Raw genomic sequence first — 22219 nt, 5'->3', positions numbered from 1 at the left:
TAAGATTGGCGTTCTCGGCCCGAAGGCGGCTGATCTCGCTTTCCAGGTCGGTGGCTGGCCTGCGAGCCTCAGAGGTCAACGACCGGCCAGCACGGACCGCGTCAAGCCAGTTTGCCAGCGTCTTGACCGACATCTCCAACTGACGGGCCGCTGCGGCAGGCCCGAGCGACTCGGCCAACTCGACGGCTTGGTGCTTGAACTCATCGGTGTAGCTACGACGGGTGATACGGGACATAAGGGACCTCCAAGTGCGATCAAAGTATCGCTTCTTGGCGTCCGCTGACGGGGGGCCAGATCAGACACCCCCGCAAACCCATCCCGCCCGGCCACGGACAGTTTCCGTGCGCGTCCACCACGGAAAAGAAAGAGAAGATCAAAAGCGGAAGCGGATCGCTTCGCTCTGCATCCACGCATGGCGTGGATCTACCGTGTCGACCAAGGTCGACACCCACCGGCAGTCGCAGTTGACCCACCGTCACCGGGAAACTGTCGGGGGTGGGGCGGTGTGGGGCCGCAGGACCGTTGGCGCCATGGATGGCGCCATCGAGCCCCCAGGGACGGGTTTACGGCGTGTCCTGCAGCCCCACACCGCCCCGCCCAACCCTCAGCAACCCAGAGCCGCTTTGGCTTTGGCTTTGGCTTTGGCTTTGGCCTCTGCAGGTGCAGGGCTGCAAGCCCTGCCAAAACACCTACGTCACCCAGCCTGCAATCACCAGCAGGGCGAGGATCGCCAGCCACAGCAGCAGCATCCGCCACACCAGGCTCATCGCATCACGCAGGTCCGGCAACCGCTGCCACACCGGCAACAGCCCCGCCTCGGTGTAGTCGTGCGCTTCCTCGCGCAGTTCGGCGTTGACGCTGGCCCGCGCCACCGCACCCAGGAACCCGGTGTTGCCGGTCAGGCGCTCGCCATGGGCCTGGCGCCACGCCTTCCACGCCGTATCGAAGTTGCCCACCAGCGCCATCGAGAACGCCATCAGCTGTGCCACCGGCCACTCGATCCAGCCCAGCAGCCGCTGCGCCAGCGCCAGCGGCTCGACCGGCACGCGGGCACGCATCGGGCTTTCCGCCATCAGCGCCAGCAGCCGGTAACCGAGCGCGCCAGCCGGGCCCAGCAACAGGAACCAGAACAGCACCGCGAACCAGCGCCGCAGTGCGTTGAGCACCGTCGCCTCGACCAGCGACGGAATGTCCTCGCGCAGGCTGCCGCCGGCCGACTGCAGGTTGCGCACTGCAGCCTGCCGCGTCGCCGCATCATCGGCATCGATGATGGCCTCGATATCGCGGTCCAGGTCACGCGGGCCCCAGCACCAGGCCAGCACCGCCACGCCCAGCAGCAGCGACGGCAGGCCGAACAGCACTCCGCGCAACAGCCACGCCAGCAGCGCCATCAGCAACAGCGGCGGCAGCAGGGCCAAGGCAACGCCGGCCGGTCCCTGCCAGGCCTTGCCACCACGCGCATCCAGCCAGCCCAGCCAACGCCGGAAACCGTCGAAACGGCGCAGCGAGGCAGCAGCGGCCGGAGCAACATGGCCCAGGGCCAGTGCCACCAGCACGGCGGCCAGAGTGGTGAACATGGCAGGTCTCCCTACGAAACAGAACGCTCGGCGCCGCTACCTTACCTGTCGCAGCGGCGCCCTCAGCGGTGAACCGGACTGTAACCCGTGCCGTGTTCAGGTGGCGGCAATGCAATCACCCCAGCCGGCACGCCTCAGCCCTTCTGCTGCCGGTACCAGTGCTCGATCAGGCCGCGCGAAATCGAGATCGGCGGCGACAGGCGGATGCCCTGGCCATCGTCCTCCACATCGCGCGCCAGTGCCGCGCCGACCTCGTCGGCACTGAACCAGCGCGCTTCTTCCAGCTCACCGTCCACGGTCGGCAGGTCATCCTGCGCCTGTGCGCGGAAGCCAACCATCAGCGCACCCGGGAATGGCCAGGGCTGCGAACCGAGGTACTGGCAGGCCGTCACCCGCACTTTGCTCTCCTCGTGGACTTCGCGTACCACGGTCTGCTCGAAGGTCTCGCCCGGTTCGACGAAGCCGGCCAGCACCGAGTAGCGACGTGGCGCCCAGTTCGACTGGCGGCCGAGCAGCAGGCGGCCCTGGTTTTCAACCGCCACGATCACCGCGGGGTCGACACGCGGATAGTGCTCGGTGGAACACTGCGCGCAACGCCCCACGAAGCCGCCACGGGCAAACGCCACAGCACCACCGCATACCCCGCAGAAACGGGTGCGCGAGTGCCAGTAGGACATGCCACGTGCGTAGCTGAAAGCGGTCGCATCAGCCACCGACCACAGCAGGGCGGCCTGGCGCAGGTCGAGGCGACGTGGTGCGGTGACGGTGACGCTGGCGGCTTCAACCGAGAACCACGCTTGTTCCCCGCGCAGGCCGAGGAAGATCGCGGAGCCGGGACCGCCGCCGATGTCGGCGCCGGTCAGCGCCAGCGGCTGGTCGTCATCGCCGGTGAAGGCGCTGCCGTCCTGATCGAGCACCAGAATGTGCGCGCCCGGCCACAGGCGCGCCAGTGCATCGGCATCTTCGCGCAGGGCATCGGCGCGCTCCAGCGGTTCGCCCACGAAGGCGAAACCGGAAAGCGGCGAAGGAGTATTGGGCATCCTGCAAGCGTGCCGCCAATCGATGCGGGTGGCAAGCCGCGGGCTTTGCCGAAGCCGTCTGTGGGTGTGGAGCTTGCTCCACACACCTTGTCGCGCGGGACGCAGGCCCCGCGCCCCGCCTACATGCTGAAGCTGCTGCCGCAGCCGCAGGTGGTCTTTGCGTTCGGGTTGCGGATCACGAACTGTGCACCGGTCAGGCTCTCGGTGTAGTCCACCTCGGCGCCCATCAGGTACTGCAGGCTCAACGGGTCGACCAGCAGGGTCACCCCGCTGGTCTGTACCGCCAGATCGTCCTCGGCACGGTTCTCGTCGAACTCGAACCCGTACTGGAAACCCGAACAGCCACCACCTTCGATGTACACGCGCAGGGCCAGGTCGGGGTTGCCCTCTTCCTGGATCAGGGATTTGACCTTGGCGGCCGCCGACTCGGTGAAGTTCAGCGGGCGCTCCAGCGACTGGTAATCGGGCGCGGCGGCCGGGGTGGCGCCGGGCAGGGAGACTAGCGTGCTCATGGTGTCAGCATGGGGGTGCCGACGATGGCTTTCAAGCCATCGCCTCGGCCAGCTTGCGGCGCGCGGCGGTGTCACCCTTGCCGCCAGTGGCCTCATCAGCTTCCGGGGCCGGCAGGGCCGCCATCGGGGCGCTGGCATGGATCAGGCGACCGTTCAGCTGGGCGCCCGCATTCATCTCCACCACCTGGTAATGGACGTTGCCGTTGACCCGCGCACTCGGGGTCAGTTCGACTTTCTCGCTGGCGTGCACGTCGCCGTCCAGGCGGCCACTGATGACCACCACCTGGGCACGGATCTCGCCCTCGATCACGCCATGCTCGGCGACCGTCAGGGTCGCACCACTGGCGCCTTCGGCGGCGATCACCTTGCCATGGATGCGGCCTTCCACGTACAGGCCACCACTGAATTCCACATCACCGCGGATCACCACCTGGTTGCCGATCAGGGCATCCACCACCAGCTGGCCTTCACGGTTGGATTTGCTGCTTCCGAACATCTGCCTACTCCCCTTTGCTGGCCGGCGCACCGGCCTGTTTCCAGTCGAATACCTGGGTGGTACCCCCCGTACCACTCCCCAATGTCACCCGCACGCGTTGCGGGGTGAAGTCAGCCGGCAGCATCACGCTGCCGGTGAGCTGCTGGAAGTACCGGAACGAGTAATCCTGTCCCGGTACCTTGCTGCGCTGGTGCAGATCATCCCAGCTGATCGTGGCCAGCTTGCCGTTCTTGACGCCTTCCACGGTGAAGCGCATCTGCCCCTGGCTGATGGCGCCGCGGTTGAGGTTCTGGGTCAGCACCGCGGTGTACTGCCAGGTGCCGGCCGCTTCCGGGCTGAACTCGATCGAATGGGTGTTCAGGCCCTTGCGCTGACTGGTCGAACCCACCAGGCGCTCATAGAAGGCAACGTCGGCACGCAGGCCGGCGATTTCCTCATCGCGCTCGGCCAGCGAGGACTGCACCTCGGTATTGGCGGCGCGGCTGATGCGGTCGGAGGCTTCCAGCGTGGCCTGCTTCTGGCGCAGTTCGGTCAGCTGCGCCTGCAGCGTCTCGGCACGCTTCTCGGCGGCCTGCAGGCGCTGGCCCTGCGCATCGCGCGGGGTGGCCATCCAGCAGCCGCCGAGCACCGCCAGCACCAGGCTGAGCAGCCAGATGCCGCCGATCACCAGCAGGCGGCGGCGGTCGGCCGGCGGTTGCGGCGCGCCGGGCAGGCGGACCTGCACGCGCATGGGAGGACGGTTGGTCATGGGTGGATTCCGGGGCATCGCGAGGGCGACACCGGTACGGCCCCTGTGGCAAACGACGGGCTAGTGTATGACAGGACGGGTGGGTTTCCTGCGCCGTGGCGAGCCACGGTCTGTGGCGTTCAGGCATGCCATCGTCGATAGTGTGGTCCCCTGCACAGTTCCGTCGCCGGAGCATCGCCATGACCGAAGCCCACCTGTTCGTGATCGGCATCCTGCTGGCCTGGCTGGCCGGCATCCGCGTCTACCTCACCGTGTTCGGTGTCGGCCTGGCCGGCCTGCTCGGCTGGGTCGACCTGCCACCGGCCCTGCAGGCCACTGAATCGTGGTGGGTGCTGGGCACCTCGGCGGCGCTGGCGGTGACCGAATTCTTCGCCGACAAGATTCCCGGCGTCGACTCGGCGTGGGATCTGGTGCAGACCCTGGCACGTGTACCCGCAGGTGCCTTCCTTGCCGCAGCCACGCTGTCGCCGGATGGGCAGCTGGGCACCGGCGCACTTGCTGCCGGTGCAGGTGTCGCGCTGGCCAGCCACGGCCTGAAGGCAGGCACCCGCGCCCTGCTCAATACCTCGCCCGAGCCTGCCAGCAACTGGGTGGCCTCCGCCGCCGAGGACACCGTGGTGGTCGGTGGCCTGGCCCTGGCCCTGGCACACCCGTGGATCGCGCTGATCGTGGTGCTGGCCTGCAGCCTGGCGGGTGCGCTGCTGGTGTGGCTGGTCTGGCGCACCCTGTGGAAGGGCGTGCGCTGGCTGGCACGCAGTGCTTCGCCCGACAGTCCACGCCAGCCCGGCACCGGTTGATCGCCGGGCTTGTCGCATAATGGACGCGAACACCAGGAGCACCGATGGCCGCAAACGAATCCCCCGCGGGCGCCCGCCCGGGACGCGCTGAAACCCCTCCGGCCGATCATTGGCAACGCTGGACCGCTGAACCGGCGAGCGCCGTCGCCGCAGCGCCGGCAGCGGTTCCGCCGCTGGCCGCCTCCGACGCACCCGCATCGATCGGCAGCGCACCGCCGCCGCTGCCCGGCCCATCCCTGCTGGCCGAGGCCGGCGGCAATGACCCGGCACCGCTGCACTCCGATTCGCCCTACCGCGTGCTGATCGTCGAGGATGATCGCGCCCAGGCACTGTTCGCACAGAGCGTGCTGCATGGCGCCGGCATGCAGGCGATCGTGCACAGCGATGCCGACGGTGCGCTGCAGGCGATCAAGGAACATCGCCCCGACCTGATCCTGATGGACCTGCACCTGCCCGGCCTGGACGGCATGCGCCTGACCGCGCTGATCCGCCAGCAGCCCGGACTGCAGCTGCTGCCCATCGTGTTCCTCAGCGGCGACCCGGACCCGGAACGCCAGTTCGAGGTGCTCGACAGTGGCGCCGACGACTACCTGAGCAAGCCGATCCGCCCGCGCCACCTGATCGCCGCCGTGGCCAACCGCATCCGCCGCGCGCGGGCGCAGGCCGCAACCCTGCCCGGCGTATCCGGCACCCCGGCCACCAGCAATCCGGAAACCGGGCTGCCGACGCGGCATCACGTGCTGCAGCAGCTCAACGCCGCGCTCGCCCACCGCGACCAGGGCGGCGTGCTGTTCGTCGAGATATCCAGCGCACTGGGCCTGCGCGAGCGCTATGGCTATGCCGCCTTCGAGCGCCTGATGGTGCAGGCCGGGCAACGCCTGGCAGAAGCCGGCCACCCGCACCTGCTGGCGCGCCTGAACGACAACAGCTTCCTGCTGCTTGCGCGCAATGTCAGCGAGGACAGCCTGGAAGGCATTGCCGCTGCGCTGCGCGAGCAGTTGTCGGCGCGGGCCTTCGTGATCCGCGATGACGAATCGGTGCATCTGCGGGGCGTGGTCGGCTATGCACCGCTGTCGCCGGGCTTCGACGATGCCAACAGCGCGCTGGAGGCAGTCGAGCGCACCACCCTGCAGGCACGGCTGCTCAGCGCCGGCGTGGCCGGCCACGTGCACCGCGACGTGACCAGCGAGCAGGAACACCTGGCACTGCTGGAAGGCCAGCTTGAGCTGGCCTACCAGCCGATCGTCGCCGTCGCCGGCGGCAACACCGCGCAGTACCAGCTGCTGCTGCGCCTTCGCCAGGCCGACGGTACGCTGCTGGCGGCAGGCCAGGTGATTCCGGCCGCAGAGGCTGCCGGGCGCATCGCCGATCTCGACCAGCAGGTGATGGACCATGCACTGGGCCTTCTCGACCTTTACCGGCACGCGACGCAACCACTGAACCTGTTCGTTTCGCAGTCGCTGCGCACCCTGCAACGCGATGCGTTCGCGGATTGGCTGCTGGAATCGCTGCAGCAGCGCGACCTGCCCGGCAGCGCGCTGGTGATCGACGTCCGCCTGCCCGACGCGCTGATCCATACCGTGCCACTACAGCAGTTCTGCCAGCGCATGGCCGGCGCCGGCGTGCGCTTCTGCCTGAGCCAGTTCGAACCCGGGGGCGAAGCCGATGCGCTGCTGACCCAGCTGCCGTTGTCGTTCGTGCGCATGGCCGCGCGCTTCTCCAGCAGCCATTCCAATCCGGCCACGCGCGAAGAGCTGCGCCGGGCAATCGAGCGGGCGCACGCCGCCGGGCAGCAGATCATCGGCCAGCAGATCGAAGATCCGCAGGCCGCCGCCGCGATGTGGGTGGGCGGTGTCGACTACATCCAGGGCAACATGGTGCAGTCGGCCGGCAGCGATCTGAACTTCGACTTCCACAACGCGGTGCTCTGACGTGCCGATGTGGGTCGCGCTGCTGGTTGCCCTTGCTGCGGCCTCCATCAGCGCGCTGCTGTTGGGCCTGCGGCTGCGCGCGCGCAACCGGGCACTGGCCCAGCTGCAACGCGAGCGCAGCCTGCTGGCCGCCGAACGTGACCAGCTGCGCCGCACCACCGAACGACAGGGGCAGCTGGAACAGCAGCTGCTGCAGGCCAAGCAGGCCGCCGAGGCGGCGGTGCTGGCCAAGGGTGAGTTCCTGGCCACGATGAGCCACGAGATCCGTACGCCGCTCAATGGCATCCTGCCGATGCTGGAGCTGATCGCACGCGGCCCGCTGGGCGAGGACCAGCGGCAGATGCTGGCCACCGCCTCGGCCAGCTCGCAGCAGCTGCTGCGCATCGTCGACGACATCCTCGACTACTCGCGGCTGGAAGCACAGGCGCTGGAACTGGAGATCACCAGCTTCAACCTGCGCGACCTGCTCGATGGCGTGGTGCAGCTGATGCAGCGCGCCGCCGACGCCAAGGGCCTGTCGCTGGGGCTGCAGCTGGACCCGTCGGTACGCCTGCCGGTGCGTGGCGATCCGGTACGCCTGCGCCAGGTGTTGAGCAACCTGCTGGCCAACGCGATCAAGTTCACCGCGCGCGGCCAGGTACAGCTGCGCGTGCAGCGGCTGGGCGAAGGCGCGGCCCAGCACCAGCTGCGCTTCGAGATCATCGACACCGGCATCGGCATTGACGAGGCACTGCAGGCGCGCCTGTTCCAGTCCTTCAGCCAGGCCGATGCCTCAACGACCCGCATCTACGGTGGCACCGGCCTGGGCCTGGCGATCTGCAAGCGCATCATCGACCTGATGCACGGGCGCATCGGCGTGCAGTCCACGCCCGGCCAGGGCGCCACGTTCTGGTTCGAGATCCCGTTGTTGAAGGTGTCCGGCGACCTGCCGGCCATGGCGCGCACGCCAGACGCGCTGCTGCTGTTCAGTAGCGATGCCATCCTGCAGGCACGCATCGAGCGCATCGCGGCCCATCATGGACTGCTGGTGCACGCCCTGGCGCAGTTCGATGCCGTGGTCGAGCGCCTGCGCGCGGTGACGAGGCCGGGGCAACCGGCACCGGCGTGGCTGCTGGTCGATGCACGTGCGCGCCGCATCGGTGAAGCGACGCTGCAACAGGCGTTGGCCGAACGTGGCGAAGACGACGGGCTGCAGGTGCTGTGGCTGCAGGACGATGCCCCTCCGCCACGCCCACGCCAGCGGCAACTACCCTCGCATTTCGACGACGCTGGGCTGCATGCACTGCTGGCTGCACCGGTTGCGCATGCGCGCCCTGCCGCGCTGCTGGCCAACGCCAGAGAGGGCCAGCCCACGCCCACGCTGCCGCCGCTGCACCTGCGCGTGCTGCTGGTGGAGGACAACACGGTCAACCGCATGGTGGCCGAGCAGCTGCTGCGCGTGTTCCAGTGCGAAGTGCGCAACGCCGCCGATGGCGAACAGGCGTTGCTTGCCCTGCGCGAAGGCGACGTGGATGTGGTGCTGATCGATTGCCAGATGCCGGTGCTGGACGGCTATGCCGCCACCCGCCGCTGGCGCGCCGAGGAAGTGGAGAACGGGCGCCCGCGCCTGCCGATCATCGCGATGACCGCCAATGCCATGGCCGGTGACCGCGAGCGCTGCCTGCAGGCCGGCATGGACGACTATCTGTCCAAGCCGATTGCACGCGCCACCCTGCATGCGCTGCTGCAGCGCTGGGGCGGCGGCAAAGCCGCATCACCTGCACGGCCTTCGATAGAGCCGAGCCATGCCCGGCTGACGGCCGATAGCCGTCGCGCTCCATCAGCCGGGCATGGCTCGGCTCTACAGGACGATGACAGCCGAGTCGGCTCCAAGCCGCAGCCGGTGCTGGACCGCGACGTGCTGGACGAACTGCATGCAGTGATCGGGGAGAGCGCCATCCAGATCGTCTCGGTGTTCCTGGAGGATGCGCCGGCAATGGTGCAGCAGCTGCAGCAGGCCGCGCAGAACGGCGACGAGCCTCGCCTGCAGGCCGTCGCGCACAGCCTCAAGTCATCCAGCGCGAACGTGGGCGCACTGTCGCTGTCGTCAGTCGCGCAGCGCATCGAGCACGAAGCCCGCAGCGGCAGCCTGCAGCGCCCCGCAGTAGCGGTGGCGCTGCTGGTTGCGGAATTCGCCCGAGCGCGCGTGGCGCTGACGGGCTACCTGGCACAGCATCGCGCCGGCCAGGCCGGCTGACTCACTCTTCCAGCTTGCTCAGCAGGTACTTCGGTTCGCCGATGCGCTCGATCAGGTCGAGCTGGGTTTCCAGCCAGTCGATGTGCTCTTCTTCCGAATCGAGGATTTTCACGAACAGCTGGCGGCTGACGTAGTCGCCGACCGAATCGGCATACGCCACGGCCTCGCGCAGGGTGACCACGCCATCGCGTTCCAGCGACAGGTCGCACTGCAGGATCTCGGTCGGATTCTCACCAATGCGCAGCTTGCCCAGCGCCTGGAAGTTCGGCAGGCCTTCGAGGAACAGGATGCGGTCGGCGAGCATGTCGGCATGCTTCATCTCGTCGATCGATTCCTTGTACTCGTGTTCGGCCAGTTCCTTGATCCCCCAGTTCTTCAGCATCTTGGCATGCAGGAAGTACTGGTTGATCGCGGTCAGCTCGTTGTAGAGGACCTTGTTGAGGAATTCGATGACCTTGGTGTCGCCCTTCATGAGGATGCTCCTGCACGCTGAAAACGCAGGCACTTTAACGCCTTGCCTGCGGTCGTGAAGGAACGCGAATCGTGCGCATTGGCCGGTGCGGCCGCACGTGAAGAATGCGAAAGCGCGCCGTCAACGCGCCGCCAAGAGACGATCAGGCGACCTGGGCCAGACCCAATACCGGCAGCGGCAGATCGTGGGTGGCACGCGCCTTGGCCAGCAGATCGCCGGCCATGTCCAGGCAGGAACCGCAGGTAGCGCCACAGCCGGTACGCATGGTCAGTTCGGCCACCGTACTGACGCCATGGCTGGCGGCTTCGCGGATCTGGTGGTCGGTGACTCCGTTGCAGATGCAGACGTACACAGGCGTGAACCGGGCTGGCAGGCCAGAAGCGGCCTGTCGGCTATTCCAATGGAAACGAGAATGGTTGTCAATCAGAGACCTGAACCATTCTCGATACCGTTCAGCCCGTCAGCTGGCCGGGCCATCGCCCGTGGCCTTCTTCGGCCAGTAGCCGCGGGTCCGAGGGCGCTTGCGTGGGCGGTCGTGCCCGGCGGTATGGCCAGGCATCCAGGCTTCGGCGGCGCTCTTGGGCATGGCGGTAACCCCCTGCCCGGCCACCCCGCGAGCCAGCGGCGCAAGATGTCGCAACGCACGCGCATAGACGCCACGCTTGAACATCACCACATGCTCCACCGGGTACCAGAAGTCCACCCAGCGCCAGTGGTCGAACTCGGGCGAGTCGGTGTGGTCCAGCTTCACGTGGGATTCGTCGCCGGTCAGGCGCAGCAGGAACCAGACCTGCTTCTGGCCGATGCAGACCTGCCGCTCATTGCGGCGGATGGCCCGCGCCGGCAGCTTGTAGCGCAGCCAGCCGGGCGTCGCCCCGAGCACTTCCACATGCTCGGGCAGCAGGCCGGTCTCTTCCTGCAGTTCACGATACATGGCCTCGACAGGCGTCTCGTCGGTGTTCATGCCACCCTGCGGGAACTGCCAGCCGTCCCGGCGCACGCGTCGTGCCCAGAACACCTGGCCGTCCTGCCGCATCAGCACGATGCCGACGTTCGGTCGATAGCCGTCCGGATCGATCACGATGCGGACTCCTAAGAAAATCTACTGGCCGGGACTATCCCATGCCCTCTGTCGGCCCACAAGCACGACACAAAAGTGTTGACAGGGGCGGTACACATCCGCAGAATAGCGGGCTCACCAAGGCTATGTAGCTCAGCCGGTTAGAGCACAGCACTCATAATGCTGGGGTCGGTGGTTCGAGTCCACCCATAGCCACCACACTGAAAATCAAGTTGTTTTTCAGCGTGAAAAGTGAGAAAATAGTTGCACGTTTTGCCCCGTCGCCAAGCGGTAAGGCACCTGACTCTGACTCAGGCATTCGGTGGTTCGAATCCATCCGGGGCAGCCAAATTAAAAGCAAAAGGCCAGATCGAAAGATCTGGCCTTTTGCTTTTAATCTGGTCGCGCATTCCACCTTGTCCCCGCGCCTGTCGGCACACCCCCTTGAACAACAAGAGGGCTCTTCTCCAGAAAGAACCCTGGGGTCGGATCCTTTTCCGCAGGGAAAGACCCTGACCCCACCCTCCCGGCACGCGAGACCACGGGTAGTGCCGGCCGCTGGCCGGCAACCAGGAAATCCATGACCCCGGAACGACAAAAGCCCGGCCGAAGCCGGGCTTTTGCTTTTCCATCCAGCGGGCTCCCGAAGGAGCCCAACCAGGCGCGGTAAATCAGCGCTTGGAGAACTGGGTGGCGCGGCGAGCCTTGTGCAGACCGACCTTCTTACGCTCGACTTCACGGGCGTCACGGGTCATGAAGCCAGCCTTGCGCAGCTCGGACTTCAGGGTTTCGTCGTACTCGACCAGAGCACGGGCGATGCCCAGACGGATCGCACCGGCCTGGCCGGTGGTGCCGCCGCCAGCGGCGGTGACCAGGATGTCGAAGCTTTCGGTGTTCTTGGTCAGCTCGAGCGGCTGGCGCACGATCATGCGCGCGGTCTCACGACCGAAGAACTCGTCCAGCGGACGGCCATTGACGGTGATGTTGCCCGAACCCTTGCGCAGGAACACGCGAGCGGTGGAGGACTTGCGGCGGCCAGTGCCGTAGTTTTGAGTGATAGCCATGATTAGATATCCAGAACCTGCGGCTGCTGTGCGGCGTGCGGATGCTCAGTGCCGGCGTAGACCTTGAGCTTGCGGTACATCTGGCGACCCAGCGGGCCCTTCGGCAGCATGCCCTTGACGGCGATCTCGATCACGCGCTCCGGGTGGCGCTCCAGCGCCTGTGCCAGGGATTCGGTCTTCAGGTTGCCGATGTAACCGGTGAAACGGTGATACATCTTGTCCTGCAGCTTCTTGCCGGTGACGGCAATCTTTTCTGCATTGATGACGACCAGGTAGTCGCCGGTATCAACGTGCGGGGTGTAGACCGGCTTGTGCTTGCCACGCAGACGGCGGGCCAGCTCGGTGGCGAGACGGCCCAGGGTCTTGCCCTCGGCGTCGACGAGGTACCAGTCGCGCTGGACGGTCTCGTTCTTGGCAGTGAAAGTGCTCATGAAGAACTCTAGGTTAGGTCGGGCTCATTGCGGCGAAAGGCTCGCCGGAACTCTGCCACGCGTTGTGAAAAGGTGAAGCGTAAGAGGCGGGATTGTACTCATCCTGCCGCGGGAGCGCAACCCGTCCCCTGGGCCGGGTTGGCAGGGGCGCGGGGCCGGGCGAGAATCGCGGGGTCTTCCGCCCCACCGCGTACTGCCATGACCGTGCTCCGCCAGACCACTCCGCTGGACCACCTGCTGACCGAGGCGCAGCGCGCCCTGGACACAGTGTTCGGCAATCCGCCGGCGGCCCGCCCCTACCCCGCCACGGACACCGGCGAGCCCGGCATGGACAGCGCCGAGCGGCGTCATGCCGCAGGCCTGATGCGGATCAACCACGTCGGCGAGGTCTGCGCGCAGGGCCTGTACTTCGGCCAGGCCGCCGTGGCGCGCGACCCGGCCACGCGGGAACACCTGCTGGAAGCGGCGCAGGAAGAAACCGACCACCTGGCCTGGTGCGCCACCCGGCTGGCCGAACTGGACAGCCGTCCGAGCCTGTTCAACCCGCTGTGGTACGCCGGCAGCTACACCATCGGCACCCTGGCCGGGCTGCGCGGTGACGGCTGGAACCTGGGCTTCGTGGTCGAGACCGAGCGCCAGGTGGAGGCCCACCTGGACGAGCACCTGGTCGACCTGCCGGCCGGCGACCTGCGCAGCCGCGCGGTCATCGCGGTGATGAAGGAAGACGAGGCCCGCCATGCGGACCACGCCGAGCAGGCCGGCGCTCGCCGCCTGCCGTTCCCGATCCCGGGCGTGATGGCACTGGCCTCCAGGGTGATGAAGACCATCGCCTACCGCATTTGAAGGGTCGCCCGCACCAACGGTGCGGGCCTACCAGGAGGTGCGGGGGGGCCGACGGTGGGGCCCGACCGTTGGTCGGGCCATCAATCAGTTCGGCGAGACCAGCTTCAGGCCGATCACACCCGCCACGATCAGGCCCACGCAGGCCAGGCGGGCCGGCGATGCGCTGTCGTTGAACAGGTAGATGCCCAGCACCGCCACGCCCATGGCACCGATACCGGTCCAGATCGCGTAGGCCGTGCCGACCGGGATGCTCTTCATCGCCTGGCTCATCAGGTACAGGCTGATCAGCGCGGATACCACCGTGGCAGCGGTGGGCAGGGGTTTGCTGAAGCCTTCGGAGTACTTCATTCCGAGGGCGAAACCGATCTCGAACAGGCCGGCCAGCAGCAGGTAGATCCAGGGCATGGGTGGGGGCTCCTTACCTTTTTTGAAAAAAACGAAACGGCCCGGTGTTTTCACACCGGGCCGTGGGTCGGTACATCACCGTGGAACTGTAACGCGTGCGGGGGCACTGGTTCCACGGGGCGGGTCGTCCCGCCTGGGTGGCGATGCCTGCGGGCATCGCACATGGGGCTTACTCGGACAGGTTGCGGCCGTGGAACAGCTCTTCGATCTCGCGCTTGAGCAGCGCTTCGATCTTCATGCGTTCCTTGAACGACAGGTTCTTGGCCTTTTCCTCGAACAGGTACTGGTCCAGGTCGAAGTCCTTCAGGTGCATCTTCGTGTGGAAGATGTTTTCCTGGTAGACGTTGACGTCGAACATCTCGTAACGCGACTTGATGTTCTTGGCCAGGAAGTTCTGGATCGAGTTGATCTTGTGGTCGATGAAGTGCTTCTTGCCCTTCACATCGCGGGTGAAGCCACGGACGCGGTAGTCCATGATCACGATGTCCGACTCAAGGCTCTCGATCAGGTAGTTCAGGGCCTTCAGCGGGGAAATGACGCCACAGGTGGCCACGTCGATGTCCGCGCGGAACGTCGCGATACCTTCCTGCGGATGGGTTTCCGGGTAGGTGTGGACAGTGATGTGGCTCTTGTCCATGTGCGCGACCACGGCGTCGGAAATCAGCTCCTTGCCGGCCAGCTTCTTGTCGATCACCGGCTCTTCGGAGATCAGGATGGTCACCGAGGCACCCTGCGGGTCGTAGTCCTGGCGGGCCACGTTCAGGATGTTGGCACCGATGATCTCGGCGACATCGGTCAAGATTTGAGTCAGCCTGTCGGCGTTGTACTCTTCATCGATGTATTCAATGTAACGCTGACGCTCCTCTTCGGTGCGCGCGTAACACACGTCATAGATGTTGAAGCTCAGCGCCTTGGTGAGGTTGTTGAAACCCTGCAGCCTCAGGCGAGGCAACGGCTTGACCACGGCGGTCGATTCCTGTGTAAGAAGGGAAAGGGGGAATTATGGGGCAAACTGCCCCCGGGGGGAACGTGAAGACGCAAGAGTTCTGGCACACTGTTTGCCCTTAACAATTGCGCTGGTTAAGCTCCGCTATCGACCCCGTGAATCCGTTCATGCGCAGAGGGAGCGCCCCTATCGTGTCAACCGTGCGCCTAGCTAGCAGTCCACTGGCCTTGGATATCGCCACCATCGATCGTTTCCTGGCGCACAGCCACCGGCGGCGATATCCCACCCGTACCGACGTCTTCCGACCCGGTGACCCGGCGGGAACCCTGTATTACGNTGTCAGCGGCTCGGTTTCAATCATGGCCGAGGAAGATGACGATCGAGAGCTTGTGCTGGGCTACTTCGGTGCCGGCGAGTTCGTTGGCGAAATGGGCCTGTTCGTCGAATCGGACCGCCGCGAGGTGATCCTGCGGACCCGTACCGCCTGCGAACTGGCCGAAATCAGCTACGAGCGCCTGCACCAGCTGTTCCTCGGCCCGCTGTCGGCCGACGCCCCGCGCCTGCTGTATGCGCTGGGCCAGCAGATCTCCAAGCGCCTGCTCGATACCAGCCGCAAGGCCAGTCGCCTGGCATTCCTGGATGTTACCGATCGGATCGTGCGCACACTGCACGATCTGGCGCAGGAACCAGAAGCGATGAGCCATCCGCAGGGCAGCCAGCTGCGCGTGTCACGCCAGGAACTGGCGCGCCTGGTCGGCTGCTCGCGCGAAATGGCCGGCCGCGTGCTGAAGAAGCTGCAGACCGACGGCCTGCTGCATGCCCGCGGCAAGACCGTGGTGCTGTACGGCACCCGTTGACCGTTGAGCACCCGATGGGTGCGGACCTTGGTCCGCACTCCTTCGCGCGCTAGGCTCGGTGCATGGAACTGAGCAGCGAATTCTGGTGGTTCATCCTCATCGGCCTTGGCGCGCAGCTGGTTGACGGCGCACTGGGCATGGCCTTCGGCCTGGTGTCCTCGTCGGTGATGCTGAGCATGGGCCTGCCACCGGCGCAGGTCAGCGCCAGCATCCACACCGCTGAAGTGTTCACCACCGGCGCCTCGGGCGTGTCGCACCTCGCCGCCGGGAATGTCGATAAACGCCTGTTCCTGCGGCTGGCCCTGCCCGGTGCGGTGGGCGGCGCCCTGGGCGCGTACGTGCTCACCCAGATCCCGGGCGAGATCATCCGGCCGCTGATCTACCTGTACCTGCTGGTGCTGGCGATCATCATCCTGGCGCGCGCCGCGGGGCGCTGGATGCCCAAGGGCGAGATCCGCCGGGTACCGGTACTGGGCTTCTTCGCGGGCCTGCTGGACGCCAGCGGCGGTGGCGGCTGGGGACCGATCGCCACGTCCACCCTGCTCGCCCGTGGCGGCCAGGCGCGCACCACCATCGGTACGGTCAACGCGGCCGAGTTCGTGGTCACGTTGACCGTGTCAGCGACCTTCCTGTTGTCGATGGGCGTGCAGCACCTGCAGATCGTCGCCGGCCTGCTGATCGGCGGCATGATGGCCGCGCCGGTGGCGGCGATCCTGGTCAAGCGGGTGAAGGAGCGCTGGGTGCTGGTGGCCGTTGGCGTGCTGGTGCTGGGGATCAGCCTGTTCCAGATCGGCCATGCGGTGTACGGGCAGCTGGGGCGCTGAGCGTTTGCCGGGCATGGCCCGGCGCCAGCTGCACGGGATTCGGTAGTGCCGGCCGCTGGCCGGCAACCCCGCAAGCCCTTCCGCAGATCATGACGTTGCCGGCCAGCGGCCGGCACTACCGGGTCGCAGCCCGGCACTCCGTCATCCCATCCCCGGCGGATTCCGCGCGTTACGCCTTGTCGCCGCCGCGGTCCACGCAGCCCCAGTTGAGGATGCGGGTGCCGGCCGGCAGCACGCGGCGGAAGAAGTCCACCCTGGATCGCTTCGGGTTCACCACCACCGGCGCCTTGGCGGCCAGCAGCAACGGCAGGTCGGCGGTGCTGTCGGAGTAGGCGATGTCGATATTGCCGTAGCCGCGCTCGCGCAGCATGCGCATCTTTTCTTCGTTGTGGCAGTGGCGGGTCGGGCCGACGCCGCCCAGTCGCGGGCCGACCTCGGTGCCGATCACCGGCACGTCCTGGTGGGCAACGAACGCCAGGATGGCGCGGGCCAGTTCCGGCGGCGCGCCGGTGGCGACCACTACACGGTCGCCCTTGGCGCGGTGCGCGGCGAACACCTCCAGCGCCTGCGGCAGCAGCTTGGCGCGCATCTGCGCCTCGTTGCGCAGCACGTAGGCATCGATCACCTTGTTGAAATCGCGCGCACGGTGCAGGCCGAAGCTGCCGATCCACACGTAGACCGAAATACCCGTTCGGCGGGTCGGCAGCATCGCCACCAACGGCCCGGCGATCGGCGTGACCAGCAGCGCGGCCAGCATGCGCAGCGGGTTGCGCTTGATCAGCGAGGCGAACAGATGGGTGCCCGAATCGCCGTCGTAGAGGGTGTGGTCGAAATCGAAGACCACCAGCGGCGCATCGTCGCGCGGCGTCGGATAGTGCGTTGTCATGCCGCGAAGAATAGCTGACGCAGGCCCTCGCCCGGCTCTTCCACGCGCATGAAGGCCTCGCCGACCAGGAATGCATGGATGCCGGCATCGCGCATCAGCGCGACGTCCTGCGGGCCGAGGATGCCACTCTCGGTGACCAGCAGGCGGTCACGCGGCACCGCCTGCTGCATGTCCAGCGTGGTCTGCAGCGACACCTCGAAGGTGCGCAGGTTGCGGTTGTTGATGCCGATCATCGGCGCCGGCACCTGCAGCGCGCGCTCCAGTTCGTCGATGTCATGCACCTCCACCAGCACGTCCATGCCCAGCGACAGCGCCAGCTCGGACAACGTGGCCAGCTGGGTATCGTCCAGCGCGGCGACGATCAGCAGGATGCAGTCGGCGCCCAGCACGCGCGCCTCGTACACCTGGTAGGCGTCGATGACGAAATCCTTGCGCAGCACCGGCAGCGTGCAGGCTTCGCGTGCCTGCTGCAGATAGGCGTCGGCGCCCTGGAAGAAGTCCACGTCGGTCAGCACCGACAGGCAGCTGGCGCCACCGAACTCGTAGCTGACGGCGATGTCGGCCGGGCGGAAATCCGGGCGGATCACGCCCTTGGAGGGGCTGGCCTTCTTCACCTCGGCAATCACCGCCGGGTCGCCATTGGCCACCGCCGCCTGCAGCGCGCGCACGAAGCCACGTACCGGCGGGGCGCTGGCCACGGCGGCCTGCAGCGCCTCGAGCGGGCGCTGGGCGCGGCGCTGGGCCACTTCTTCGGCCTTGCGGGCCAGGATCGTCTGCAGGATGTCGCTCATCGTCTTCGGGTCGGTGCGGGGGGCGGTGAGGACGGCCATTATCGGCCATCGAGAGGGTCAGGCTGAACCGCGCGCTCAGGCAACCAGCGCGCGGGTGGTCTCCACATACTGCTGCAGGCGCTGGCGGGCGCTGCCGTTGGCGATGGCGGCACGGGCGCGGGCCAGGCCGTCTCCGATGTCACTGGCCACACCGGCCACGTACAGGGCGGCACCGGCATTCAGCGCGACGATGTCCAGCGCCGGGCCCGGCTCGTTGTCGAGCACGGCGCGCAGCATCTGGATGGACTGTTCCGGGCCGTCCACGCGCAGGTTGCGGCTGGCCGACATGGCGATGCCGAAGTCTTCCGGGTGGATCTCGTACTCGCGCACCTTGCCGTCGCGCAGTTCGCCGACCAGGGTGCCGGCGCCCAGCGAGATCTCGTCCATGTTGTCACGGCCCCAGACCACCATCGCGCGCTCGGTACCCAGTTCGCGCAGCACGCGCGCCTGGATGCCGACCAGATCGGGATGGAACACGCCCATCAGTACCGACGGTGCACTGGCCGGGTTGGTCAGCGGGCCGAGGATGTTGAAGATGGTGCGCACGCCCATCTCGCGGCGTACCGGCGCGACGACCTTCATCGACGGGTGATGGATCGGCGCGAACATGAAGCCGATGCCGGTCCGGTCGATGGCCGCGGCCACCTGGTCAGGCTGCAGCTCGATCACCGCGCCCAGCGCTTCCAGCGCATCGGCACTGCCGGACTTGGACGACACGCTGCGGTTGCCATGCTTGGCCACGCGCGCGCCTGCAGCAGCAGCGACGAACATCGAGCAGGTGGAGATGTTGAAGGTGTGCGAGCCATCGCCACCGGTGCCAACGATGTCAACCAGGTTGGAGGTATCGGCCACCGGCACTGGCCGGGCGAATTCACGCATCACGGTGGCCGCCGCGGCGATTTCGTCCACGGTCTCCTTCTTCACGCGCAGCCCGGTGAGGATGGCGGCGGTCATCATCGGCGAGACATCGCCGCGCATGATCTGCCGCATCAGGTCGACCATTTCGTCGAAGAAGATTTCGCGGTGTTCGATGGTGCGATGCAGGGCTTCCTGGGGGGAGAAGCTCATGGGAATGCTCCTTGGATCAGGCCGCCGGGCGCTGCAGGAAATTGCGCAGCAGGGCGTGGCCGTGTTCGGTGAGGATGGATTCGGGATGGAACTGCACGCCTTCCACCGGGAACTGGCGGTGGCGCAGGCCCATGATCTCTTCGATCGAACCGTCGTCGTTCTCGGTCCAGGCAGTCACTTCCAGGCAGTCCGGCAGACTGTTCTTGTCCACCACCAGCGAGTGGTAGCGGGTGGCCTGGTAGCGGTCCGGCAGGCCAGCGAACACGCCCTTGCCTTCATGGCGGATCGGCGAGGTCTTGCCGTGCATGATGTTGCCGGCACGGATGACCGTGCCGCCGTAGACCTGGCCGATGCCCTGGTGGCCCAGGCACACGCCGAGGATCGGCGTGGTCGGGCCCAGGCGCTCGATCAGTTCCAGCGACACGCCCGCTTCGTTGGGCGTGCACGGGCCGGGCGAGATGACGATGCGCTCGGGCTTCTGCGCGGCGATCTCGTCCACGCTCATCGCATCGTTGCGCACCACCTTCACTTCGGCGCCCAGCGTCTGCAGGTACTGCACGAGGTTGTAGGTGAAGCTGTCGTAGTTGTCGATCATCCACAACATGGTCAGGTTCCGTCGCTTATCAGGAAAATGGCGTACACGTTTTCGGTGTAGGTGATGGGGCCGGCTTCCACCGACTCGCGCAGGCGCGAGCCCGTGGTCTCGATGCTGTTCATCGGTGCCTCGGGCGCGGGCGGCGAGGGCGGCGTCACCAGATCCCCATTGCTGGGCCAATTGCCCGCCTGCACGCCATAGGCAAAGTTCGGCGCCACATCGGAAATGCTGTACAGCCCGCGCAGCTGGGTGCCGTAGGCCTTGGCCAGGCCCTGCGCAGACTGGCGGGTCTCGGCCGCCGCCTCGCCCTTGAGTTCGCGGCGCAGCGCCACTTCGCCCGAGTAGGTCGGGGCCACGCTGCTAACCTGCACGTTCTCGTTGGCCTTCAGCGCCCCCAGCACGTCCTGCATCTGCTGGACGCTGGCGAAGCTGGCGCGAAGTTGACGTGACACGCGGGTGCCGATGAAAACCTGCCGGTTCTGCTCATAGCGCGTGGCAGGACCAATCCGCAGGTTGTCCGCGCGCACGCTGCCTTCCACCGCCTTGTGCTGCTTGAACAGTGCCAGCACGCGGGCAACGTTGTCCTGCACGCGGCGGCGCGCGGCGTCGGCGTCCATGTCGGTCTCTTCGATATTCAACTGCAGGCCGAACCGGTCCGGCATCACCACGCGACGCGCCTCGCCCTTCACCAGCAGGTGCGGCTGCGAGGGAATGGTATTGGCCTGCGCCCATGCAGACGGGGCCATCGTGGCCAGCAGTGACGACCACAGCAATGCGCTCAGCAGCTTCATGCAGTACTCCTTGTCTTGAACGGGAACAGCGGAACGACCACGGCGCGGCGGCCGTGGCGAGGCAGGCTTACAGGCCCTTGGCAGCCTGGGCAACGGCGCGGAACAGCGCGCGGCCCTTGTTCATCGTCTCGTCCCATTCCTTGTCCGGGTCCGAGTCGTAGACGATGCCGGCGCCGGCCTGCACGTACAGGCGGCCGTCCTTGATCACCGCGGTGCGGATCGCGATCGCGGTATCGGCATCGCCGTGCCAGCCGATGTAGCCGATGCTGCCGGCGTAGACATTGCGCTTGATCGGTTCCAGCTCGCGGATCACTTCCAGCGCGCGGATCTTCGGCGCGCCGCTGACGGTGCCTGCCGGGAACGTGGCACGCAGCACGTCGGCGTAGCTCAGGCCCGGCTGCAGCTGCCCGGTCACTTCGCTGACGATGTGCATGACGTGGCTGTAGCGCTCGATCACGAACTGCTCGCCCACTTCCACGGTGCCCGCCCTGGACACACGACCGGCATCGTTGCGGCCGAGGTCGATCAGCATCAGGTGCTCGGCGCGTTCCTTCGGGTCGGCCAGCAGCTCGGCTTCCAGCGCCAGGTCCTGCTCGGGCGTGGCGCCACGCGGGCGGGTACCGGCGATCGGTCGCACGGTGACTTCGCCATCCTGCAGGCGCACCAGGATTTCCGGCGAGGAGCCGACCACCTGCAGGTCGCCGACATCCAGGAAATACATGTACGGCGACGGGTTCAGTGCACGCAGCGCGCGGTACACATCCACCGGCCGCGCCTTGAACGGCACGCTCAGGCGCTGGCTCAGCACCACCTGGAAGATGTCACCGGCGCGGATGTATTCCTTGCTGCGCTGGACCGCATCGACGAAGCCTTCGCGGGTGAAACCGGAGACGAAATCGGATTCATCCAGCACATCGCTGTTGAGCGGTGCCGGATAGCCGGCGCCCGGCGCGCGCAGCTTGGCAGTCAGTGCATCCAGGCGCGCCTGCGCCTGTTCGAAGGCGCCGTCGACACGCGGGTCGGCGTGCACGATCAGGTACAGGCGGCCCTTGAGGTTGTCGAACACGGCCAGCTCGTTGGAGTCCAGCAGCAGGATGTCCGGCGTGCCCAGCTCATCGCGGCCGGCCGGCGGGGCCAAGCGTGGTTCGATGTAGCCGATGCACTCGAAGCCGAACCAGCCGACCAGGCCACCGGTGAAGCCCGGCAGGCCTTCCAGCTTCGGCACCGAGTGGGCGCTGCGCAGCGCCTCGACTTCGGCGAACGGGTCGGCCACCTCGCGGGTGTCCACCACCTGGCCGTCTTCGCGCACGGTCAGCGTGTGGCCGTGGAAGGCGTACACGCGGCGCGCCGGCAGGCCGATGATCGAGTAACGACCAAAGCGCTCGCCGCCTTCGACGGATTCAAACAGGTAGGTATTGGGGCCGTCGGCGAGCTTTAGATAGACCGAAAGCGGCGTGTCCAGGTCGGACAGCACTTCGCGGACGACGGGAATATGGGTGTGGCCTTCAGCGGCCTGCTGCTGAAACTGAGCGTGCGAGTTCAAGACGACTTTCCTTCCGGGACACAGCGTTATGGGGGCGGACGACGGCAACGGGCCACCATCGCCACCAACGGCGTGCGGAAGAAAGGGTATGCGGGGTCGTCAGGCTGGACACCCCTTGACTGTATCGCAGCTTGGACGGCAGGGGAACCCTGGAAAACTGAACCACGGGACGGGCGGGGCCAGCCACGGGAACCGACGACGCGGACCGATAGAGTCGACTGTTGGTCGACTTGCCCGCGTAGCGCGAGGTTTTACGCCGTCGGAACG

25 protein-coding genes and 2 tRNA genes are annotated in these 22219 nt (G+C 66.8%); 8 read left to right on the top strand and 19 right to left on the bottom strand.

The window, feature by feature from the left end; translation table 11 throughout:
- From JLDANKMP_RS20315 to JLDANKMP_RS20290, 6 genes are all read right to left on the bottom strand, one after another.
- Window positions 1-235: transposase (locus JLDANKMP_RS20315; RefSeq protein WP_206620770.1), on the bottom strand; the 235-nt coding region annotated here is incomplete at its 3' end.
- 454 nt (window positions 236-689) lie between these two features.
- Window positions 690-1577, bottom strand: a complete 888-nt coding sequence (gene ampE, locus JLDANKMP_RS20310; RefSeq protein ID WP_212561963.1) for a regulatory signaling modulator protein AmpE — start codon at window positions 1575-1577, stop codon at window positions 690-692.
- Window positions 1578-1711: 134 nt separating this feature from the next.
- The gene (gene nudC, locus JLDANKMP_RS20305) at window positions 1712-2617 is read right to left on the bottom strand and encodes an NAD(+) diphosphatase (protein WP_212561962.1); all 906 of its coding nucleotides are present in this window, start codon (window positions 2615-2617) and stop codon (window positions 1712-1714) included.
- A 119-nt stretch (window positions 2618-2736) separates the two neighbouring features.
- A complete protein-coding gene (gene erpA / locus JLDANKMP_RS20300; RefSeq protein WP_005411302.1) occupies window positions 2737-3129 on the bottom strand; it encodes an iron-sulfur cluster insertion protein ErpA in 393 nt (130 codons plus the stop codon).
- A 31-nt stretch (window positions 3130-3160) separates the two neighbouring features.
- The gene (locus JLDANKMP_RS20295) at window positions 3161-3625 is read right to left on the bottom strand and encodes a polymer-forming cytoskeletal protein (RefSeq protein ID WP_005411303.1); all 465 of its coding nucleotides are present in this window, start codon (window positions 3623-3625) and stop codon (window positions 3161-3163) included.
- Between the two features lie 4 nt (window positions 3626-3629).
- Complete coding sequence (locus tag JLDANKMP_RS20290; protein WP_005411304.1) at window positions 3630-4373, bottom strand: DUF6776 family protein; 744 nt, start codon at window positions 4371-4373, stop codon at window positions 3630-3632.
- Window positions 4374-4552: 179 nt separating this feature from the next.
- Here JLDANKMP_RS20290 and JLDANKMP_RS20285 point away from each other — a divergent pair, with 179 nt between their 5' ends.
- From JLDANKMP_RS20285 to JLDANKMP_RS20275, 3 genes are read left to right on the top strand one after another with little or no spacing between them, the layout of a single operon-like run.
- Window positions 4553-5170: a DUF4126 domain-containing protein gene (locus JLDANKMP_RS20285; protein ID WP_005411305.1), complete on the top strand. Its 618-nt coding sequence runs from the start codon at window positions 4553-4555 to the stop codon at window positions 5168-5170.
- 44 nt (window positions 5171-5214) lie between these two features.
- Window positions 5215-7101: an EAL domain-containing protein gene (locus tag JLDANKMP_RS20280; RefSeq protein ID WP_005411306.1), complete on the top strand. Its 1887-nt coding sequence runs from the start codon at window positions 5215-5217 to the stop codon at window positions 7099-7101.
- A 1-nt stretch (window position 7102) separates the two neighbouring features.
- Complete coding sequence (locus JLDANKMP_RS20275) at window positions 7103-9337, top strand: ATP-binding protein (RefSeq protein ID WP_212561961.1); 2235 nt, start codon at window positions 7103-7105, stop codon at window positions 9335-9337.
- Window position 9338: 1 nt separating this feature from the next.
- Here the strand turns inward: JLDANKMP_RS20275 and bfr are convergent, their stop codons facing one another.
- The 3 genes from bfr to JLDANKMP_RS20260 all read right to left on the bottom strand — a co-directional run bounded on the left by bfr (window position 9339) and on the right by JLDANKMP_RS20260 (window position 10890).
- Window positions 9339-9809: a bacterioferritin gene (gene bfr, locus JLDANKMP_RS20270; protein ID WP_005414691.1), complete on the bottom strand. Its 471-nt coding sequence runs from the start codon at window positions 9807-9809 to the stop codon at window positions 9339-9341.
- 142 nt (window positions 9810-9951) lie between these two features.
- Entirely contained in the window at window positions 9952-10161 is a 210-nt protein-coding gene (locus JLDANKMP_RS20265; RefSeq protein WP_005411309.1) for a bacterioferritin-associated ferredoxin, read from the bottom strand.
- A 108-nt stretch (window positions 10162-10269) separates the two neighbouring features.
- Window positions 10270-10890, bottom strand: a complete 621-nt coding sequence (locus JLDANKMP_RS20260) for an RNA pyrophosphohydrolase (RefSeq protein WP_005411310.1) — start codon at window positions 10888-10890, stop codon at window positions 10270-10272.
- Window positions 10891-11011: 121 nt separating this feature from the next.
- Between JLDANKMP_RS20260 and JLDANKMP_RS20255 the strand changes: the two genes are divergently transcribed.
- Both JLDANKMP_RS20255 and JLDANKMP_RS20250 read left to right on the top strand, forming a co-directional pair.
- Window positions 11012-11088: transfer RNA gene (locus JLDANKMP_RS20255), tRNA-Met, on the top strand.
- Window positions 11089-11143: 55 nt separating this feature from the next.
- Window positions 11144-11218, top strand: a tRNA-Gln gene (locus JLDANKMP_RS20250).
- A gap of 322 nt (window positions 11219-11540) precedes the next feature.
- Here the strand turns inward: JLDANKMP_RS20250 and rpsI are convergent.
- Both rpsI and rplM read right to left on the bottom strand, forming a co-directional pair.
- Window positions 11541-11933 carry a 30S ribosomal protein S9 gene (gene rpsI, locus JLDANKMP_RS20245; protein WP_005411311.1) on the bottom strand — a complete coding sequence of 131 codons (393 nt, stop codon included), beginning with the start codon at window positions 11931-11933 and terminating at the stop codon, window positions 11541-11543.
- A 2-nt stretch (window positions 11934-11935) separates the two neighbouring features.
- On the bottom strand, window positions 11936-12364 hold the full coding sequence (gene rplM / locus JLDANKMP_RS20240) for a 50S ribosomal protein L13 (RefSeq protein WP_005414692.1): 429 nt from the start codon (window positions 12362-12364) through the stop codon (window positions 11936-11938).
- A gap of 198 nt (window positions 12365-12562) precedes the next feature.
- Here rplM and coq7 point away from each other — a divergent pair, with 198 nt between their 5' ends.
- Window positions 12563-13207 (top strand): 2-polyprenyl-3-methyl-6-methoxy-1,4-benzoquinone monooxygenase, encoded by a 645-nt coding sequence (gene coq7, locus JLDANKMP_RS20235; RefSeq protein ID WP_005411313.1) that lies wholly within the window; start codon window positions 12563-12565, stop codon window positions 13205-13207.
- Between the two features lie 84 nt (window positions 13208-13291).
- Here coq7 and sugE read toward each other — a convergent pair whose 3' ends face one another.
- Together sugE and speD are read right to left on the bottom strand one after the other, a co-directional pair.
- Window positions 13292-13612 carry a quaternary ammonium compound efflux SMR transporter SugE gene (gene sugE, locus JLDANKMP_RS20230; protein ID WP_005411314.1) on the bottom strand — a complete coding sequence of 107 codons (321 nt, stop codon included), beginning with the start codon at window positions 13610-13612 and terminating at the stop codon, window positions 13292-13294.
- Window positions 13613-13781: 169 nt separating this feature from the next.
- On the bottom strand, window positions 13782-14576 hold the full coding sequence (gene speD, locus JLDANKMP_RS20225; RefSeq protein WP_005411315.1) for an adenosylmethionine decarboxylase: 795 nt from the start codon (window positions 14574-14576) through the stop codon (window positions 13782-13784).
- A gap of 149 nt (window positions 14577-14725) precedes the next feature.
- Between speD and crp the strand changes: the two genes are divergently transcribed.
- Window positions 14726-15415 carry a cAMP-activated global transcriptional regulator CRP gene (gene crp / locus JLDANKMP_RS20220; RefSeq protein ID WP_212561960.1) on the top strand — a complete coding sequence of 230 codons (690 nt, stop codon included), beginning with the start codon at window positions 14726-14728 and terminating at the stop codon, window positions 15413-15415.
- 62 nt (window positions 15416-15477) lie between these two features.
- On the top strand, window positions 15478-16239 hold the full coding sequence (locus JLDANKMP_RS20215; protein WP_049451136.1) for a sulfite exporter TauE/SafE family protein: 762 nt from the start codon (window positions 15478-15480) through the stop codon (window positions 16237-16239).
- 169 nt (window positions 16240-16408) lie between these two features.
- Here JLDANKMP_RS20215 and JLDANKMP_RS20210 read toward each other — a convergent pair whose 3' ends face one another.
- The 6 genes from JLDANKMP_RS20210 to trpE form a co-directional block, all read right to left on the bottom strand.
- Window positions 16409-17125: a haloacid dehalogenase-like hydrolase gene (locus tag JLDANKMP_RS20210; protein ID WP_005411318.1), complete on the bottom strand. Its 717-nt coding sequence runs from the start codon at window positions 17123-17125 to the stop codon at window positions 16409-16411.
- Window positions 17122-17916 (bottom strand): indole-3-glycerol phosphate synthase TrpC, encoded by a 795-nt coding sequence (trpC, locus tag JLDANKMP_RS20205; protein ID WP_049432395.1) that lies wholly within the window; start codon window positions 17914-17916, stop codon window positions 17122-17124. The genes JLDANKMP_RS20210 and trpC overlap by 4 nt, the downstream gene beginning before the upstream one ends.
- 75 nt (window positions 17917-17991) lie before the next feature.
- Window positions 17992-19023: an anthranilate phosphoribosyltransferase gene (gene trpD, locus JLDANKMP_RS20200; protein ID WP_005414696.1), complete on the bottom strand. Its 1032-nt coding sequence runs from the start codon at window positions 19021-19023 to the stop codon at window positions 17992-17994.
- A 16-nt stretch (window positions 19024-19039) separates the two neighbouring features.
- Window positions 19040-19627 carry an aminodeoxychorismate/anthranilate synthase component II gene (locus JLDANKMP_RS20195; protein WP_012481439.1) on the bottom strand — a complete coding sequence of 196 codons (588 nt, stop codon included), beginning with the start codon at window positions 19625-19627 and terminating at the stop codon, window positions 19040-19042.
- A gap of 2 nt (window positions 19628-19629) precedes the next feature.
- A complete protein-coding gene (locus JLDANKMP_RS20190; RefSeq protein WP_212561959.1) occupies window positions 19630-20409 on the bottom strand; it encodes an SIMPL domain-containing protein in 780 nt (259 codons plus the stop codon).
- Window positions 20410-20476: 67 nt separating this feature from the next.
- Complete coding sequence (gene trpE, locus JLDANKMP_RS20185) at window positions 20477-21952, bottom strand: anthranilate synthase component I (RefSeq protein ID WP_024957679.1); 1476 nt, start codon at window positions 21950-21952, stop codon at window positions 20477-20479.
- Between the last annotated feature and the right edge of the window lie 267 nt (window positions 21953-22219).

The organism is Stenotrophomonas sp. PE591 (assembly GCF_018320795.1).
GTDB lineage: Bacteria > Pseudomonadota > Gammaproteobacteria > Xanthomonadales > Xanthomonadaceae > Stenotrophomonas > Stenotrophomonas maltophilia.
The sequence above is the reverse complement of the archived record's forward strand: the minus strand, read 5'-3'. Positions and strand labels throughout refer to the sequence as shown.